Genomic DNA, 16,206 nt, shown 5'->3' with positions numbered 1-16,206 from the left:
AGCGGGTGATCCATCAGGAAGGACAGGGCTGGCGGCTCGCCTGGGATGGCGTCCGCCAGCCCTTTTCTGTGCTGATCGGCGGTTCGGGTTGGGCCGTTGAACTGACCCTGGCGGAGGCCGAGGCCCTGAAGGCCGCCGTGGCTGATCTGGTGGCGCAACACGCGGCGCTGGTGGATCAGCTGATGGCGGAGGAGGCGATCGAGCTGGAGCTGGAGCGCGGGGTCTGGTGGCTGGCGGTCGAGGGCGATCGCGAGCAGTGGGACCTGCGGGTGATGCTCAGCCCCGAAGGCGGCCAGCGGGCGATCGAAGGCTCCTGGCGGGCACCGGCCAGCGCGGCCTTCAGCCGGGCGCTGCAGCAGCTGGGCGGCCAGCCGTGAGGGCCTGCAGGGCGCAGGAATCGAGCCCGTGCAGACCTGCGCCTAGGTGCAGCGACAGATTGAAGGCTTGGGTGAGGCGGGCCATCAGCTGCCGGCTGCCGGTCAGCAGGGCCTCCTGGCGGCTGCCCAGCCTGGGCTCTTCGATCCAGTGCCCGCCAAGGGCCTGGACCATGGCATCCAGCTGGTGGATCTCGTCCGGCGCGCTCGTGGTGAGCTGCACCACGTTGCGGCCTGCGTGGAAGCCTGCGGGGCCCCGCTGTCCAGCAGCGGCCCTCAGCCCTGAGATCGCCGGCGAGATTCGCCGCTGATCAGCACTGCTGATCGAAGCGGTTCTCCCCGGGACAGGCGATTTCTCCGCAGGGTTTTGCCCGGGTTTTCCGCAACTCCTCTCCCCAGGTGGGCCAGCAGCCCAGGGGCCTGGGGAGAACCCGCCGGCTGGGCCCTCTCCCGTTGACAGGCCGGACCCGCCGCTTCAAGTCGTGCCTCGCGCGCGGGAGCTGTCGCTGAGAACCTCTGCGCCGCAAGCGATCCTGCGGTGAGACTTGCCTCCTCTGCCCCTCTGCCCTCCGGTTTGACGCGGCCGCCGCGCTGTGGGGAACTGGTGCCCAGACGCGGAATCGGGTGATGGAGACAACGGCACGGCAAACCACGGCACGGCAAACCACGGCAAGGGCAACCACGGCAGGGCAAACCACGGCACGGGCAACCACGGCACAGCAGTCGACGGCCCAGGAGGCAGCGGCGACGGGGATTGCGGCAGGCGGGATGGAGCCGGTGGAGCTGGGCATGGTGAGCCTGTGGGCCGAGGTGCCTGAGCCCCTGCTGCACTCGATGCGGGGCTTCATCGAGGCCCACCCCAACTGGGACCAGTACCGCCTGTTCCAGGCGGCCCTGGCTGGCTTCCTGGTCCAGAACGGGGTGCAGAGCCGCGAGATCACCCGCTGCTATCTGGCCAACCTGTTTCCCCAGCAACCCCGCTTCGCTGAGCCGCTCTGAGGCTGCTGGCCCGCCGCCCGAGCTTCAGGGCTGTCCGCGGTAGCTCAGCAGGCCGGCGCGGTCTTCGGGGCCGAACAGCTGGCGATAGGCCGCCGCCAGGCTGCAGTTCACGAGCGGCAGGGCCACCAGCAGGCCCGCCAGAAGGGCCAGGACCCCCGCCAGCAGGATCAGGCCCAGCACCAGGCTGAAGGCCAGGCCGCGCCCCCAGTGGGGATCGATGGCGACCCGCCCGGAGCGAAAGCTGTCGACCGGGCCCGTGCCCGCCAGCACCGCCAGGGGCAGGTGCAAGAGCTGGTTCACGGCGATGTAGAGGAACACGGCGCCGCCCGCCAGGGCCGGCAGCAGCCCCAGCAGTGGCTGCACCAGCGTCAGCAGCCCGCTGCCCAGGCCGGCGATCACCAGCACCAGCACGTTGATCAGCAGCAGCAGCAGCACCAGCAGCAGCAGCCGCAGCATGGCCCGGCCATCCCAGCGGGCCAGGTCGCCGAAGCGGGGCCGCTCCCCGGCCAGGCCGATCCAGGCGCCGCGCACCAGCCCCACGTTCAGCCAAAGGCTGCCCGCCAGCCCCAGGGTCAGGCCCGCCGCGCTGGCCAGCAGGGCCAGGGGCACGGCCTCCCCGGCTGCCAGGGCATCGGCGCCGATCCCGTGCAGTTTCTGGCCCAGCACCGTGGTGCCCCCAGCCAGCAGGGTGAAGCCCACGAAGCTCCAGGGGGCCAGCCGGAAGCAGCGCCAGCCCTCGTCCAAGGCCCGGCGGATCTGGATCGGGCCGGGGTGCAGGGCCGGCAGCGTCATGGCCGAGGGGAGAGGGGCACTGAGCCGCAACCTACCGGCCGTGCCTCGATGCGGTAGGCATCCCCAGGGTTGACGTCATGGCCTCAGCGCACGGGGCCCAGCAGGGCCAGCAGCCGCTCGGCGCTGGCCTCGGGCACCGGCAGGATCGAGAGGCGGTTGCCGGCGCGCACCACCGGCAACTCCTCGATGCTGAACTGATCGCGCAGGACATCCAGACTGAGCAGCTCGTCGAAGCGACCTACGTACTGGAGGCGCACGCAGTCCCAGCGGGGCGCTTCGGGTTTGGATTTAGGGTCGAAGTACTTGCTGGAGGGATCGAACTGGCTGGGATCAATGAGGCCGGTTTCGATCACCTCCATCATTCCAACGATGCCTGGTGGTTTGGCATTGGAGTGATAGAAGAAGGCGCGATCACCAAGGGCCATCGCCCGCATGAAATTGCGGGCCTGGTAGTTGCGGATGCCATCCCACAGGGTGCTGCCCTCACGCTGAAGATGGTCGATCCCGTAGACATCGGGCTCGCTCTTCATCAGCCAGTGGGCCATCGCTGCGCCAGCATGTGGGCGCCAGGGTAGTGCCGCTCCGAGCTGCCGTCTTGACGGCCCGGTGGCGCTGGGTAGGGTCCGTGCACTCGTCGGCGTCGCCTTGACCTCCCCCGCCCCGGCCCCGCGTCTGGTCCTCAGCGGCGACCAGCTCACGGCCTCCTCCTCGGGCTGGATCGCTGCCCTGCTCAACCTGGCCTGCCAGGGCCACGGCTACCTCTATCAACGGCGCTGGGGGGCCTACTGGATCGGGGCGGCGGCGGCGGTGGGCGCTTCGCTGCTGGGCGGTGTGGCCATCGGCGGGGGCACCTGGTGGCTCAACCGCACCCGCCCGGAGGCCACTGAACTCACGACCAGCGCCGCCGTGGCTGGCGTGTATCTCGGCCTGGGCGGCGTGGGCCTGGGTTCCGCCGTGGAGGCCGGCCTGGCGGTGAACCGGGCCCGGCGGCGTCTGCAGCAGTCTGCTGAGCCCTGAGTCTCAGAGCGCCTGCACCAGGCGGCGGAAGTGGTCACCGCGGGCCTCGAAGTCGCTGTATTGATCGAAGCTGGCACAGGCCGGGGAGAGCAGCACGGCCCGGCAGCCGTGGCGCGCCGCCAGCTCCCGCGTCAGAGGCACGGCCTGCTCTAGCCCCTCCACGCTCACCAGTTCGCCGCCATAGCCGCCCCGCTCCAGCAGCTCCTGGAACTCCTGGCGGGCGGCTCCGTAGAGCACCACCGCGGTCGCCTGGCGTTGGAGTTCGCGGATCCAGCCGCCGGCCTCCCCCTGCTTCGACTCGCCGCCCGCCAGCACCACCAAGGGGCCATCGAGGGCCCGCAGGGCCACTTCGGCCGCGTCGTAGTTGGTGGCCTTGCTGTCGTTGTACCAGCACACCCCATCCAGCTCCCGCAGGCGCTCCAGCCGGTGCGGCACCCCTGGAAAGCTGCGGAAGGCCGCCTCCATCACCGCGCCGCTGAGGCCCAGCTCCAGGCCCACGGCGGCGGCCATCAGCAGGTTCTGGCGGTTGTGGGCGCCGGGCATGGCCAGGGCGCGGGCGTCCAACAGGGAGCCGCCTGGGCCGATCACCTGGTCGGCCTCGATCCAGAGGTGGGGCTCGATGCCGGCGCTCTGGGCCTGCTGGCGCGGGCCGGCGGTCACCCAGTGGGCGTGCTCCCAGCTGGCGGCGTGGCTGCGCAGGTCAGGGTCGTCGGCGTTGAGGATGCGCACCGCCGAGCGCTCCAGCAGCGAGCGCTTGATGGCGCGATAGCGATCCAATGTGCCGTGGCGCTCCAGGTGATCGGGGGTGAGGGTGGTCCAGAGGCCGATGCGGGGCGCGATCGCTGGCGCGGCCTCGATCTGGTAGCTGCTCAGCTCCACCACCAGCCAGGCGGGCAGGGGCCGGCCCGGCATCAGCCGCTCCAGGGCCAGCTCGGCGGCCGAGCGCCCCACATTGCCGCCCATGGGCGCATCAAGGCCGGCGCGGGCCAGCAGGTGGGCCACCAGGTGGGTGACGGTGGTCTTGCCGTTGGTGCCGGTGATGCCGATCCAGGGGACGGGCTGCAGGGCCTCCCATGCCGTGGTGATCTCGCCGTCGGTGCAGATGCCCTGGGCCCGCAGCTCCTCCAGGGCGGGGTGGTCCCAGCGGATGCCAGGGCTGACGATCACCCGGGCCGGCCGCTCAGCCAGGGCCGCGAAGCTGGAGGCGGCCAGGGGCGTGTGCAGCTGCACGGCAATGCCCTGGACCCGCAGGGCCTCGGCTTTGGCCTCTAAGTCCTCGTTGCTGCCGCTCTCGAGCACCAGCACCCGCTGGCCCTGCTGCCGCAGCAGTCGGGCGGCCCCCAGGCCTGAACGCCCCAGCCCAAGCACAACCGTGAGCCCCTGTCCCGCCAACCGTTGTCCCGCGAAAGACTGGACCGGGGTCTGCATGGTTCAGGCGCTCGGGATTGACGAGAGGCCGTAGTGACGTGAGGCCGAAATAAATGGGCGATACTGGAATCGAACCAGTGACTCCTACCGTGTCAAGGTAGTGCTCTACCTCTGAGCTAATCGCCCGTTGCGCTGATCGGCAGGCCCCACAGGAGCGCCGCAGCCCGAGAAACTTAGCAGTCCGGCTTGCGCCCAAAAGGCCCAGCCAAGGGACCCGAGCCTATGGAGCCCCACCCGCTGGGCCTCGCCCAACGCTGCACGGGGCCCTCCGCTGGGCCAGAACCCGTTGGCTCAGCTCCGCCGCAGCACCACCCGCCAGCGCTCACGCTTGGTGGGCTGCACCTCCAGCAGCTCCAGTTCGCCGCGGCCCTCCAGTCGCAGCCGATCGCCCACCGCCAGCTCCTTGCTTGGGCTGCTCACCGGTTGCCAGTTGAGCCGCACCGCGCCGCTGCGCACCAGCTCCGCCATGCGGCTGCGCGACAGCCCGAATCCCGCCGACCCCACCGCATCGAGCCGCAGCGAGGCCTCCACGCTGCTCAGCTGCCTGGCCTGCCGCTGGGCCGGCAACTGCAGCTGCTCCAGCGGCAGCGCCTCCAGCTGCACGTCCACCGTGCGCACCCGGGCCGGCTGGCCGTGCAGGCGCGCGGCCAGCTCGGGCGTGGCGATCAGCTGGGCGCCGCGATCGCCGCGCATCCAGATATCGCCGAGATCCCCTGGCTCGGCCCCGGCGGCCAGCAGGCCGGCCCGCACGTCGCCGGGTTCGGCGGGGTCGAACAGGAAGTTGCCGCTCACCACCAGGCCCATCAGCGGGGCTGCCGGCGCCGCGATCGACGCGGTCTCCGTCGGGCCGGCCGCCGCGGGGGCGGGGGGTTCCGCCGCCAGCTCGGCCCGCTGCAGCAGCAGGCGCCGCCGCTCGGCCTGGGGCCAGCCGCCCGAAGCCTCCAGCTGCAGCTCGCTCAGGCTGCCCAGCCGCTGTTCGGCCTCCTCGCGCAGGTCCGCCGCCACGAAGCCGGTCCACACCGGCTGCCAGGTGCGCAGGGCCTCTTCGGCCTGAGCGATCAGGGCGGTGAGCTCCTCGGGCCGGCGGCTTCCTTGGAGCAGGTCCTCGCGGGGCAGCATGGCGGCGGGTTCAGAAGTCGTTGAGGCGCACCAGGGCCTTGGGCTTGGCGGATTGCAGGGTGGCCCAGGGCATCTCCAGGCCCGAGGCGATCTCCACCAGCAGCAGCCAGTTGCCCTCCTCGAGCCGGTTGCGCAGGGCCCGCACCCGATCGTCCAGCTCCGAGCTGACGCTCGCGGCGGCGGCGAAACTGCCCATGAAGCCCGAGCCCAGCCCCAGCAGGCCGCCGATCAGGTGGGAGCCCACCGGGCCGGCGAAGGCGAAGGTGTCGAGGTCGGTGATGAAGGTGAAGGTGAGGCCGGCCAGGAAGCCGAAGGGCAGCAGCCAGCGGGCCATGCTGCGCTGCCGCAGCTGGCGGGAGAGCTTGGGGTTGAGTTCCGGCACCGCCTCCACCGGCTCTTCCCCCGTGCCAATGGCCAGCAGCCGCAGCGGCGGCGGCGTCATGGCGGCCAGCTGATCCCGCAGCTGGCGCAGCCGTTTGCGCTCCGAGAGCACCACCACCACGCTGTTCCCCAACCGACGATCCGCAGACGACCACCCTGATTCTCTACGCCCCCGGGCCCTGGGGGCGCCGCGCACCGGGGCATCGGGGGTGCCGCGCGACGGGGCCGCCCGAGGGCCGCTCTCTACACTGCACCTCCCGCCGCCCCCATCCCGCCGGGTCATGACGAAGGTTCTGGTTTCCGACCCCATCGATCAGACAGGGATCGACATCCTGTCGCAGGTGGCCCAGGTGGATGTGCGCACGGGTCTGCCGCCCGAGCAGCTCAAGGCGATCATCGGCGACTACGACGCCCTGATGATCCGCTCCGGCACCACTGTGACGGCCGACATCATCGAGGCCGCAGGCAAGCTGCGCATCATCGGCCGCGCCGGCGTGGGGGTCGACAACGTCGATGTGCCCGCCGCCACGAAGCGCGGGGTGATCGTGGTGAATTCGCCCGAGGGCAACACCATCGCCGCGGCTGAGCACGCCCTGGCGCTCATGCTCTCGCTCTCGCGCCACGTGCCCCACGCCCACGCCAGCACCATGGCCGGTGGCTGGGACCGCAAGAAATACGTCGGCAACGAGCTCTACAAGAAGAAGCTCGGCGTGGTGGGTCTTGGCAAGATCGGCTCCCATGTGGCCCGCGTCGCCCGGGCCATGGGCATGGAGGTGGTGGCCTACGACCCGTTCGTGTCGGCCGAGCGCGCCCAGCAGATGCAGGTGCGGCTGCTGCCCCTGCCGGCCCTGTTCGCCGAGGCGGACTACGTGAGCCTGCACCTGCCCCGCACCCCGGACACCGAGAACCTGGTGAACGCCGAGCTGCTGAAGACGATGAAGCCCACCGCGCGCATCGTGAACTGCGCCCGCGGCGGCATCATCGATGAGGCGGCCCTGGCCGAGGCCGTGCAGAACGGCGTGATCGCCGGCGCCGCCCTCGACGTCTACGCCAAGGAGCCCCTGGAGGGCGATTCGCCCCTGCGCGGTGTGGCTGAGCGGCTGATCCTCACCCCCCACCTGGGGGCCAGCACCGAGGAGGCCCAGGAGAACGTGGCCATCGACGTGGCCGAGCAGATCCGCGACGTGCTGCTGGGCCTGCCCGCCCGCAGCGCCGTGAACATCCCCGGCCTCAATGCCGAGGTGATGGAGCAGCTGAAGCCCCACCTGCAGCTGGCCGAGACCCTCGGCCAGCTGATCAGCCAGCTGGCCGGCGGCCAGATCAGCGAGCTGGAGGTGCGGCTGCAGGGCGAATTCGCCGCCCATCCGGCCCAGCCCCTGGTGATCGCCGCCCTCAAGGGCCTGCTCTCGACGGCCCTGGGCGACAGCATCAACTACGTGAACGCCAGTCTCGAAGCCAAGGAGCGCGGCATCCACGTGCTGGAGGTGAAGGACGACGCCAGCCGCGACTTCGCCGGTGGTTCACTCCAGCTCGTGTCCCGCAGCCCCCAGGGCAACCACTGCGTGACCGGCGCCGTGTTCGCCGACGGCGAGCTGCGCATCATCACCATCGACGAGTTCCCGGTGAACGTGGCCCCCAGCCGCCACATGCTGTTCACCCGCCACCGGGACATGCCCGGGATCATCGGCCAGCTGGGCTCCGTGCTCGGTGAGCACAACGTGAATATCGCCTCGATGCAGGTCGGGCGTCGCATTGTGCGTGGCGATGCCGTGATGGTGCTGAGCGTGGACGACCCGATTCCCCCCAGCCTCCTGGCCACGATCAACCAGATCAACGGCATCCAGGAAGCCCACCCGGTGACCCTCTGATCAGTCGAGCCTGACACCCACGTCAGGCCCTCGCACCTCGCAGGGCCTGCGTCGCACCAGGGGCTGGCGGCCGCGGTTCTCCAGGCCACCCTTGGCCTCCTCCCCGTCCCTTGCCCCCCCTTGGCGATGTCCCTGTCCTGGTGGCGGCTGGAGCTGCCGGCGCTCCCTGAGCTGGAGGAATCGCTGCTCTGGAAGCTCAACGCCCTCGGCATCCCGCGGGTTGCGGTGCGGCACCGGCCCGAGGTTCCTGAGCAGCGCACCCTGCTGGCCTGGTTGCCGGAGGCCGACTGGCCCGAAGCCGAGCGGGCCCAGTTGGAGCAGGCCCTGGCGCCCCTGGCGGCCACCTTCGGCCTGGCGCTGCCCCCGATCCAGTGGCAGCAGCAGGCCGACGAGGACTGGAGCCTGACCTGGAAGCAGCACTGGCAGCCCGACCCGGTGGGGGAGCGGCTGCTGATCCTGCCGGCCTGGCTGGAGCTGCCCCCCGAGCACGCCGATCGGCTGGTGATCCGCATGGACCCCGGCAGCGCCTTCGGCACCGGCAGCCACCCCACCACCCGCCTCTGCCTCGAGGCGCTGGAGGCCCTTGCGGCCGAGCGCGGCGGCGGCGCGGGCCCGGATCTGGGGCCGATCCGGGTGGCGGACCTGGGCTGCGGCAGCGGCATCCTCGCGATCGCTGCCCTGCTCCAGGGGGCCGCCACGGTGGCCGCCGCCGACACCGATTCCGTGGCCGTGCGCGCCACCCGTGACAACGCCGCCGAGAGTGGCTTCCAGAATCGGCTCACGGTGGTGCAGGGCTCGGTCGAGGCCCTGGCGGAGCTGCTCGCGGGGGAACCTGCCGACCTGCTGCTCTGCAACATCCTGGCGCCGGTGATCGAGGCCCTCAGCCCGGCTTTCCACACGGTGCTGGCGCCCGGTGGGGTCGGCTTGCTCAGTGGCCTGCTGGTGGACCAGGCCCCGGGGCTGCAGGCGGCCCTGGCCGCCCAGGGCTGGCGAGCCGAGCTGACCGCCCAGCAGAGCCAGTGGGGCCTGATGACGATCCGCAGCGCCGCCCCGGCCGTCTAGCCGCTCCAGGCGGCTGCTGGTGTTGCATAAGGCACGCTGATCTGTGCCCACCCTTTGATTGGGCTTCCCGGCTTCTGGTGCCCAGATCCGCAGGAAGCCACCCCGGCGGATGTAGGAAGGTGGCGTCCTACGGACCCGGAGCATTCTCCAGGTTCCGTGAGCCCCAATCCCTTCCATGGCTTCCTACAAGGTCACCCTCATCAGCGAGAGCGAAGGCCTCAACAAGACCATCGAGGTTCCTGACGACCAGTACATCCTCGACGCCGCTGAAGAGCAGGGCATTGACCTCCCCTACTCCTGCCGTGCCGGTGCCTGTAGCACCTGCGCCGGCAAGCTGGTCTCCGGCACCGTGGACCAGTCGGATCAAAGCTTCCTGGACGACGATCAGATCGAGGCCGGCTTCGTGCTGACCTGCGTCGCCTATCCCACCAGCGACGTGACCATCAAGACCCACGCTGAAGAAGAGCTCTACTGAGCTCCCTGGGGGCATTGCCCGCTGGCCCCGACAGGGGTCGCAGGCAATGCCCGCCTTACTGGCTATCAGCTGCTCTGCCACCCCGCGGGGTGGTTTTTTTGTCACCCGCCCCCTGGGGCATTCCCCGACGACTCGCGCGACTGCCGTGGCCCTGGCTCCCTCTGGCTCCTCCCCTGCCCAGGTGCGGGAGCTGTTTGCGCCGGGCAGTGAGCACACCAGTCCGGGCGGTCAGTACAGCTTCCGGGTGCTGGGCCCCTGTTGCCGGCTGTTTGATCGGGATGAGTTGCCCTGGCCCTGCTGCCGCCTGGCCTGGCGCAGCAAGGAGCCCAGCTGGCGCCGGATCGGCCGTCGCTTCGTACCCGACCTGGCGGCCCGCCGCTGCCCCTCCTACGCCGTGGAGCTGCTGCAGCCAGGCTCCCGGCCCACCCGCACCGTGCTCACCCTGTTCTCCCAGCGGCTGCAGGGGCCCCTACAGGAGTGGTGGTACAGCAAGCATCCGCACTCTCTCGATCCCGCCAACGTGGCACCCTCTGTCCCGGCGGATTGAGTGCCTGCCCGCCCCACCGGCCGCGGCGGACTCCCGCCACGGCCCACGGGCGAGGGCCACTGCAGCGGACAACTGGCACAGACAACGGGCCATAAAAAAGGGGGGCTGTGGTCAGCCCCCTTGATCGGTGGTGTGCTCCAGGGCGAACCCTGGGGCCTGGGAGGCGATCAGAAGTAGATCTTGCCGCCGCCCCATTGGAGGCCCTGCACCTTGGGAGACACCAGGATGTAGCCGGCGATCAGTCGCAGGTCATCGTCATTGAGATCGCGCATCTTCACGAATACATCGCTGCTGCGCAGGCTCGGGTGCACGTCCGAGATGCTGTATTCGCCGTCGTAGGAGGTGGGGTCCTTGAGGTAGTCGACCAGGGCGTCGACGTTGTCGCGGGCGGGGGTAGCCAGGGCCAGGGTCTCGGGGTCGAGGCCCACGTTCTGATTGGTCTTGGTGATGCCGCCGGCGTGGCACTCACCACAGCTGCTGTTGAAGATCTTGCGACCGGCCTTGATCTCCTGTTCGCTGAAGGTGACCAGGGAGCCATCGGGCCCGGCGGGCACAGTGAGCTGCTCCGCAGTCCACTGGGCGGCATTGGCCGCACCGGCGAAACAGACCAACAGGGCCAGGGGTAGAACCAGCAGGGCCCGGGTCAGGACCCGACGCGCGGAGGAGAAGAAAGAGGCCATGGAAGAAGCCGGCAAGTAGGCGGTCATCACCGCACCTGAGCCCTTGTATCACGGGGAATGGGCCCCCCGGGACGGAATCACCGAGGCAATCACGAAGTGTTGCAGCCACAGGCCCGGGGCCTTCGGGCTCATGGCCTGGAGCTTGCGGTGGTGGCTGGGTCCGCCGCGGACTCACCCGCCTGGGCCGTCCCTGGATCGGGCTCCGGGGCGGCCAGCTCGAGGCTGAGGAAATCCTTGGCCAGCACAGTGTTGGGAAAGATCGCCCGCGCCTCGGCCAGCAGGTCGTCGGGGGTGACGGCGTTGCCCGGCATGTAGCGCGGGCTCAGGTGGGTGAGGGCCAGCTGCTTCACGCCGGCCGCCAGGGCCGTCTGGGCCGCCATGGTGCTGGTGGAGTGCTGGCGCTGGAAGGCCATCTCTGCCTCGGCGTGGGCGAAGGTGCTCTCGTGGATCAGCAGGTCAGCGCCTGCTGCCAGCTCTACGGCCGCCTCGCAGAACACCGTGTCGGTGCAATACACCAGGCTGCAGCCCGGGCGCTCCGGGCCGCAGAGACTGGCGCCGTTGATGATGCGGCCGTCGTCGAGGGTCACCCTGCGCCCCGCCTTGAGTTCGGCGTAGATCGGACCCGGCGGGATGCCCAGCGCCTTGGCCTGCTCCACGTCGAAGCGTCCGGCCCGGGGTTTCTGGTCCACCCGGTAGGCGTAGGCCGGCACCCGGTGGGTGAGGGGGGTGCAGCGCACGGTGATGTCGTCGTCGTCGAGTAGCAGGGCGCCCGTGTGGGCCGACTCCTTCACCCGGTGGCTGCGCAGCGGATAGCCGATGCGGGTGGAGCTGGTGCGCAGCACCCCCTCCAGGTAGTCGCGCAGGGGGTCGGGGCCGTAGAGATCGATGCCGCTGCAGGTGCCCGCCAGCCCCAGGCTGGCCAGTAGCCCAGGCAGACCGAACACGTGATCGCCGTGCATGTGGGTGATGAAGATCCGGCTCAGCTGGCTCACCCGCAGCTCGCTGCGCAAGAACTGGTGCTGGGTGCCCTCGCCACAGTCGAACAGCCACAGCTCGGCGCGCTGGGGCAGTCGCAGCGCCACCGCCGACACATTGCGGGAGCGGGTGGGAACGCCGGAGCTGGTGCCCAGGAAGGTGACCTGCACGGCCTTGGGATCTCCCCGATGCTCAAGGTTGCATGCTCCCACGCCGCGGCGGGCGGCTCTGGCCGCCTGCCGCTCCGGCCCCCTGGCGTCCCCCGCCGGCGGCGGCCACAATGGCCTGCCGACCAGGGGATGGGGCCAGCCGCATGCCGAGCCAGCGCGACCCACTGCGCCACGCAGTACGCCATGCCGCCATGGCCAGGCCCTGGCCCCTGCGCAGGGCTGTTCTGGCAGCGCCCCTGGCTGGGCTGGCCCTGCTGGCACCGCTGGTTCCAGAGGCTCTGCTGGTGCTGGATCCGGCGAGGGCCGCGGGGCGTAGTGACGCGGCCCCATCCCCCGAGTTGCGGGTGCTGCTGCAGGAGGGTCCGGCCCTCACGGTGCGGGCTGCCGGCGCCACCCGCCTGCGGCTGCGCGATGGCAGTGGCAAGGCGCTGCTGGTGATCTCAGGAGAGCGGCCGCTGCGGCTGCGCTGGCGGGCCGGCCAGGTGGAGGCGGAGCCCGATCCCGTCGTAGCGGCGGCACCGGGCGCGCTGCCGGTGCCAGGCCAGGCCCGGACCGAGTCGCTGCCGTTGCCCGTCCGGCTCAGCGAGCTCTGGCTGGAGCCGGTTGCCTCGGCCGACTCCGACCCGGCCCTGTGGCTGCAGAAGCGGCGCTACCGCGGCCGTCTGCAAATCCGGACGGCCAGCGAGCAGCTGCAGGCGATCAACGTGGTGCCGCTCGAGACCTACCTGCCCAGCGTGGTCGGCAGCGAGATGCCGGCCAGCTGGCCCCTGGACGCGCTGCGGGCCCAGGCGGTGGCCGCCCGCACCTACGCCCTCAAGGGCCGCAAGCCCGGCTCCGCCTTCGACCTCAAGGCCACCGTTGCCAGCCAGGTGTACAAGGGTCTGGAGGCCGAGACCGCCTCGACCCGCGCCGCCGTGGCCGACACCCGCGGCCTGGTGCTCACTTACGGCGACAGCCTGATCGACGCGGTGTTCCACAGCAGCGCCGGGGGCGTCACCGAGAGCAGCGGCGACCTCTGGCCCCGCCAGCTGCCCTACCTGGTGAGCGTGCCGGACTTTGACCAGACCTCGCCGGTGCGGGAGTGGCGCCAGCCCCTGGATCCCACCCTGCTGCGCCGGGCCTTTGCCGAGATCGGCGGGGTGGCGGCGATCCAGGTGCTGGCCACCACCGCCAGCGGTCGCGTCAAGCAGGCGCGGGTGCTGGGCCCCGCCGGCCAGTTGGTGCTCACGGGTCCCCAGCTGCGCAGCCGCCTGGGGCTGAAGAGCACCTTCGTGCGCTTCGAGCTGCAGCCGCTGCTGCCTGGCCCCACGGCGCTGTCGCTGCCGGGCCTCGAGGCCGGCCCGCTCACCGTCGGATCCGGCGCCCTGACCTTGCCCGGCCAGGGGCCGCTGGATGCGTCCACGCCCCTGCCGTTGCCGGCCACGACGCGACTGCCCGCGGCGGTGCCCGCTCCCCAGCTGCTGGTGGCCGTGGGCCGGGGCTTCGGCCATGGCGTCGGCATGAGCCAGTGGGGGGCCTTTGCGATGGCCAGCCGGGGCACCGGCTTCGAGCAGATCCTGCGCCACTACTACCGCGGTGCGCGCCTGCAGCCCTACACCGAGGTGCCCGGCCTGGCTCTGGCCACGGGATTCGAGGGCCGTGGGGACACCGGCTCCACGGCCACGGCGCTGCCGGCCGGCGGGCGCCGCTGATGCCCAGCACCAGCCTGGAGCTCGGCCCATCGGCCGCGCCCATCCGCCTGGCCGTGGAGCCTGGGCCCGAGGCCCTGGGCCGTCGCGTGGCCGGGCTGCTGCTGGCTGCCCTGCGGGATCGCGCCCTGGGCCTGAGCCAGCGGCCCCTGGGGCTCGCCACCGGTCGCACCATGGAGCCCGTGTATGCCGCTCTGCGCCAGGCCCTGGCGGCCCTGCCGGCTGGGGAGCGCACCGAGCTCCTGGCCCACTGGCGCAGCTTCAACCTCGATGAATACGTGGGCCTCGGGCCGGCCGATCCCCGCTCCTTCGCTGCCACCATGGCAGCGGCCCTCGGCGAGCCGCTGGGGCTGGCGCCCGCCCAGCTGTGTCTCCCCGACGGCCTGACGGCCGATCCGGAGGCTGAGGCGCACCGCTACGCCGCGGCGATCACCGATGCGGGGGGGCTGGGTCTGCAGCTGTTGGGCCTGGGCAGCAATGGCCATGTGGGTTTCAACGAGCCCCCCTGCGGCCCCCAGGCGGCGTGCCGCTGCGTTCTGCTGGCGGCGGCCACCCGCCAGCAGAACGCCCCCGGCTTCGGCGACGACCCGGCGGCTGTGCCCGAGCGCGCCATCACCGTGGGCCTGAAGGAGCTGCTGGAGGCCGAGCGGCTGGTGCTGGTGGTGAGCGGTGGTGCGAAGGCGGAGATCCTGCGCCGTGTCCTGCGGGAGCCCCCCAGCCCCGAGCTGCCGGCCAGCTGGCTGCGGCGCCACCCGCGGCTGCAGGTGCTGGCGGACGCCGAGGCCGCCGCCCTGCTCTGACTGCCTGCTCAGAGCTGGTTGATCTGAGTTGTTTGATCTGAGCGGATGCTCCGGCGGCCTCCGCCCCTCAGGTGAGCGCCGCCTGCAACAGCGCCTCATCGGCCTCCAGGTTGGAGGTCACGCTGCGCACGTCGTCGAGCTCTTCGAGGGCATCGAGCAGTCTGAGGCAGCGGGCCAGGTCGGTTGAATCCTCCAGCCTGCAGGGGGTCTGGGCGATCCAGCGGTGCTCCCAGCTGGCCACCGGCCAACCGAGGCGGCGCAGCCCGTCCTGCAGGGCTTCGAGGTCGGTGAAGCCGCCCAGCACCTCCGCTCCCTCGGGATCGAGCTCGTAGCCCAGGGGCACCGGCCCCCCTTGGGCCTCCAGCTCGAGCAGGCCCTCGAGCAGGGCCTCCTCGGAGAGGTTGGCCTGCTCCAGCCGCACCACCGAGCGGTGCTCGAACAGGTAGCCCACGCAGCCCGTTTCGCCCAGGTTGCCGCCGTTCTTGCTGAAGGCCAGGCGGATCTCGGCGGCGGCGCGGTTCCTGTTGTCGGTGAGGGATTCGATCAGTACGGCCACGCCGCCGGGCCCATAGCCCTCGTAGCGCACCGCCTCAAACTGGTCGCCGCCTCCCGCCTGGCCGCAGCCCTTGGCGATCGCCCGCTCGATGTTGGCGGCGGGTAGCCGCCCCGCCTTGGCCTTCTCGATGGCGGTGCGCAGCTGGAAGTTGCCGGCGGGGTCGGCGCCACCCCGGGCCGCCACCGTGATCTCCCGACCCAGCCGGGTGAAGAGCGCGCCCCGCTTGGCGTCCACGACGGCCTTGGTGCGCTTGATCTGGGCCCATCTGCTGTGGCCGGCCATGGGTGTTGGGGAATCGCGCGAAGGGTGGGCTGGCCCGGGCCTCAGCCGCTGGCATCGAGCACCAGGCGGGGCTGCAGCTGGCCATCGGCGAGGGCCCGGGCCATGCCGGCCAGGTTGCCATCCGGGCCGACCACCACCACGGGGTCGCCCTCCACCAGGGACCCCACCAGCTCCCCGGAGGCCGCCTGGCTGCGGCCGCAGCGCCAGCCCGCCAGATCCGCTTCCGCCAGCCGGTGCAGGGGCAGGTGGGCCAGCACCGCCAGCGGATCCAGCAATGCCGGGGGCGGGCTCTGCTCCAGCAGCTCAAGGGGCACGGCCTGCTCCAGCTGGAAGCCCAGGGCGGCGGTGCGCCGCAGGCTGGCCAGGCAGCCGCCACAGCCCAGGGCCGCCCCCAGGTCCCGGGCCAGGGAGCGGATGTAGGTGCCGGCGGAGCAGGCCACCGCCAGCTCCAACCGGCCCGTGGCCGGATCCCAGCCCAGCAGCTCCAGGCGCTCGATCGTCACCGCCCGCTCGGCCAGCTCCAGCTGCTCGCCACGGCGGGCACGGGCATAGGCCCGCTCGCCGTCCACATGCACGGCCGACACCTGGGGTGGCCGCTGCCGGATGGCGCCGCGGAAGGGCGCCAGGGCCAGCTCCAGCTCCGCGGCCGTGGCGGCCGGCACGGCGAGGCGCTCCAGCGCCTCGCCGGCCAGGTCGTCCGTTGTGGTGGTGAGGCCCAGCTGCACCACGCCCCGATAGGCCTTGGCGCCATCGAGGTAGGGCAAGAGGCGGGTGGCGGCCCCCACGGCGATCGGCAGCACGCCGGTGACGGCCGGATCGAGGGTGCCGCCGTGGCCCACCCGCTTCAGCCCGTAGGCCCGCCGCACCCGGCTGACGCAGCCATGGGATGTGAGGCCCGCGGGCTTGTCGAGCACCAGGAAGCCGCACGGGGTGGGGGAGTGGATCGGAGGCACGGGGAATGGCGAAGTACAGGAGGGGATGATGCCGGGCCCC

The 16,206-nt window shown here is 71.6% G+C and carries 19 protein-coding genes and 1 tRNA gene; 9 read left to right on the top strand and 11 right to left on the bottom strand.

Features of this window, described 5'->3' with window-relative positions; translation table 11 throughout:
* The first annotated feature begins 5 nt into the window (after positions 1–5).
* Positions 6–377 (top strand): DUF1818 family protein, encoded by a 372-nt coding sequence (locus CJZ98_RS03980; RefSeq protein WP_094588559.1) that lies wholly within the window; start codon positions 6–8, stop codon positions 375–377.
* Here the strand turns inward: CJZ98_RS03980 and CJZ98_RS03975 are convergent.
* Positions 340–597: a hypothetical protein gene (locus CJZ98_RS03975; protein ID WP_157910861.1), complete on the bottom strand. Its 258-nt coding sequence runs from the start codon at positions 595–597 to the stop codon at positions 340–342. The genes CJZ98_RS03980 and CJZ98_RS03975 overlap by 38 nt on opposite strands.
* A 554-nt stretch (positions 598–1,151) precedes the next feature.
* Here CJZ98_RS03975 and CJZ98_RS03970 point away from each other — a divergent pair.
* Complete coding sequence (locus CJZ98_RS03970; RefSeq protein ID WP_315861397.1) at positions 1,152–1,373, top strand: DUF2811 domain-containing protein; 222 nt, start codon at positions 1,152–1,154, stop codon at positions 1,371–1,373.
* Between the two features lie 24 nt (positions 1,374–1,397).
* On the opposite strand, the gene CJZ98_RS03965 is transcribed toward CJZ98_RS03970, so the two are convergent.
* Both CJZ98_RS03965 and CJZ98_RS03960 read right to left on the bottom strand, forming a co-directional pair.
* Positions 1,398–2,165, bottom strand: coding sequence for a hypothetical protein (locus CJZ98_RS03965; protein ID WP_094588555.1), 768 nt, complete (start codon positions 2,163–2,165; stop codon positions 1,398–1,400).
* 83 nt (positions 2,166–2,248) lie between these two features.
* A complete protein-coding gene (locus CJZ98_RS03960) occupies positions 2,249–2,710 on the bottom strand; it encodes an EVE domain-containing protein (RefSeq protein WP_094588553.1) in 462 nt (153 codons plus the stop codon).
* Positions 2,711–2,810: 100 nt separating this feature from the next.
* Between CJZ98_RS03960 and CJZ98_RS03955 the strand changes: the two genes are divergently transcribed.
* The gene (locus CJZ98_RS03955) at positions 2,811–3,182 is read left to right on the top strand and encodes a hypothetical protein (protein ID WP_232756176.1); all 372 of its coding nucleotides are present in this window, start codon (positions 2,811–2,813) and stop codon (positions 3,180–3,182) included.
* A gap of 3 nt (positions 3,183–3,185) precedes the next feature.
* On the opposite strand, the gene murD is transcribed toward CJZ98_RS03955, so the two are convergent.
* From murD to CJZ98_RS03935, 4 genes are all read right to left on the bottom strand, one after another.
* Complete coding sequence (murD, locus tag CJZ98_RS03950; protein WP_094588551.1) at positions 3,186–4,610, bottom strand: UDP-N-acetylmuramoyl-L-alanine--D-glutamate ligase; 1,425 nt, start codon at positions 4,608–4,610, stop codon at positions 3,186–3,188.
* 54 nt (positions 4,611–4,664) lie between these two features.
* Positions 4,665–4,736, bottom strand: a tRNA-Val gene (locus tag CJZ98_RS03945).
* A gap of 165 nt (positions 4,737–4,901) precedes the next feature.
* The gene (locus CJZ98_RS03940; protein ID WP_094588549.1) at positions 4,902–5,729 is read right to left on the bottom strand and encodes a photosystem II S4 domain protein; all 828 of its coding nucleotides are present in this window, start codon (positions 5,727–5,729) and stop codon (positions 4,902–4,904) included.
* Positions 5,730–5,739: 10 nt separating this feature from the next.
* Positions 5,740–6,243, bottom strand: coding sequence for a hypothetical protein (locus CJZ98_RS03935; RefSeq protein ID WP_094588547.1), 504 nt, complete (start codon positions 6,241–6,243; stop codon positions 5,740–5,742).
* Between the two features lie 148 nt (positions 6,244–6,391).
* Between CJZ98_RS03935 and serA the strand changes: the two genes are divergently transcribed.
* From serA to CJZ98_RS03915, 4 genes are all read left to right on the top strand, one after another.
* Complete coding sequence (gene serA, locus CJZ98_RS03930) at positions 6,392–7,978, top strand: phosphoglycerate dehydrogenase (protein ID WP_094588545.1); 1,587 nt, start codon at positions 6,392–6,394, stop codon at positions 7,976–7,978.
* A gap of 126 nt (positions 7,979–8,104) precedes the next feature.
* Positions 8,105–9,040 carry a 50S ribosomal protein L11 methyltransferase gene (gene prmA, locus CJZ98_RS03925; RefSeq protein ID WP_094588543.1) on the top strand — a complete coding sequence of 312 codons (936 nt, stop codon included), beginning with the start codon at positions 8,105–8,107 and terminating at the stop codon, positions 9,038–9,040.
* 175 nt (positions 9,041–9,215) lie between these two features.
* On the top strand, positions 9,216–9,515 hold the full coding sequence (locus CJZ98_RS03920; RefSeq protein ID WP_094588541.1) for a ferredoxin: 300 nt from the start codon (positions 9,216–9,218) through the stop codon (positions 9,513–9,515).
* Between the two features lie 145 nt (positions 9,516–9,660).
* Positions 9,661–10,062 carry a hypothetical protein gene (locus tag CJZ98_RS03915; protein ID WP_232756175.1) on the top strand — a complete coding sequence of 134 codons (402 nt, stop codon included), beginning with the start codon at positions 9,661–9,663 and terminating at the stop codon, positions 10,060–10,062.
* Positions 10,063–10,229: 167 nt separating this feature from the next.
* Here CJZ98_RS03915 and psbV read toward each other — a convergent pair whose 3' ends face one another.
* Positions 10,230–10,742, bottom strand: a complete 513-nt coding sequence (gene psbV / locus CJZ98_RS03910) for a photosystem II cytochrome c-550 (protein ID WP_094588539.1) — start codon at positions 10,740–10,742, stop codon at positions 10,230–10,232.
* Between the two features lie 128 nt (positions 10,743–10,870).
* Positions 10,871–11,887, bottom strand: a complete 1,017-nt coding sequence (locus CJZ98_RS03905) for a ribonuclease Z (protein WP_232756174.1) — start codon at positions 11,885–11,887, stop codon at positions 10,871–10,873.
* 191 nt (positions 11,888–12,078) lie between these two features.
* Here CJZ98_RS03905 and CJZ98_RS03900 point away from each other — a divergent pair, with 191 nt between their 5' ends.
* A complete protein-coding gene (locus tag CJZ98_RS03900; protein ID WP_094588637.1) occupies positions 12,079–13,578 on the top strand; it encodes a SpoIID/LytB domain-containing protein in 1,500 nt (499 codons plus the stop codon).
* Positions 13,578–14,375, top strand: a complete 798-nt coding sequence (locus tag CJZ98_RS03895) for a glucosamine-6-phosphate deaminase (protein WP_094588537.1) — start codon at positions 13,578–13,580, stop codon at positions 14,373–14,375. The genes CJZ98_RS03900 and CJZ98_RS03895 overlap by 1 nt, the downstream gene beginning before the upstream one ends.
* Before the next feature lie 67 nt (positions 14,376–14,442).
* On the opposite strand, the gene CJZ98_RS03890 is transcribed toward CJZ98_RS03895, so the two are convergent.
* Together CJZ98_RS03890 and truB are read right to left on the bottom strand one after the other, a co-directional pair.
* Positions 14,443–15,213: a YebC/PmpR family DNA-binding transcriptional regulator gene (locus tag CJZ98_RS03890; protein ID WP_094588535.1), complete on the bottom strand. Its 771-nt coding sequence runs from the start codon at positions 15,211–15,213 to the stop codon at positions 14,443–14,445.
* A gap of 41 nt (positions 15,214–15,254) precedes the next feature.
* Positions 15,255–16,166 carry a tRNA pseudouridine(55) synthase TruB gene (gene truB / locus CJZ98_RS03885; protein ID WP_094588533.1) on the bottom strand — a complete coding sequence of 304 codons (912 nt, stop codon included), beginning with the start codon at positions 16,164–16,166 and terminating at the stop codon, positions 15,255–15,257.
* Positions 16,167–16,206 lie beyond the last annotated feature (40 nt).

Source organism: Vulcanococcus limneticus LL, assembly GCF_002252705.1.
GTDB lineage: Bacteria > Cyanobacteriota > Cyanobacteriia > PCC-6307 > Cyanobiaceae > Vulcanococcus > Vulcanococcus limneticus.
The sequence above is the reverse complement of the archived record's forward strand: the minus strand, read 5'-3'. Positions and strand labels throughout refer to the sequence as shown.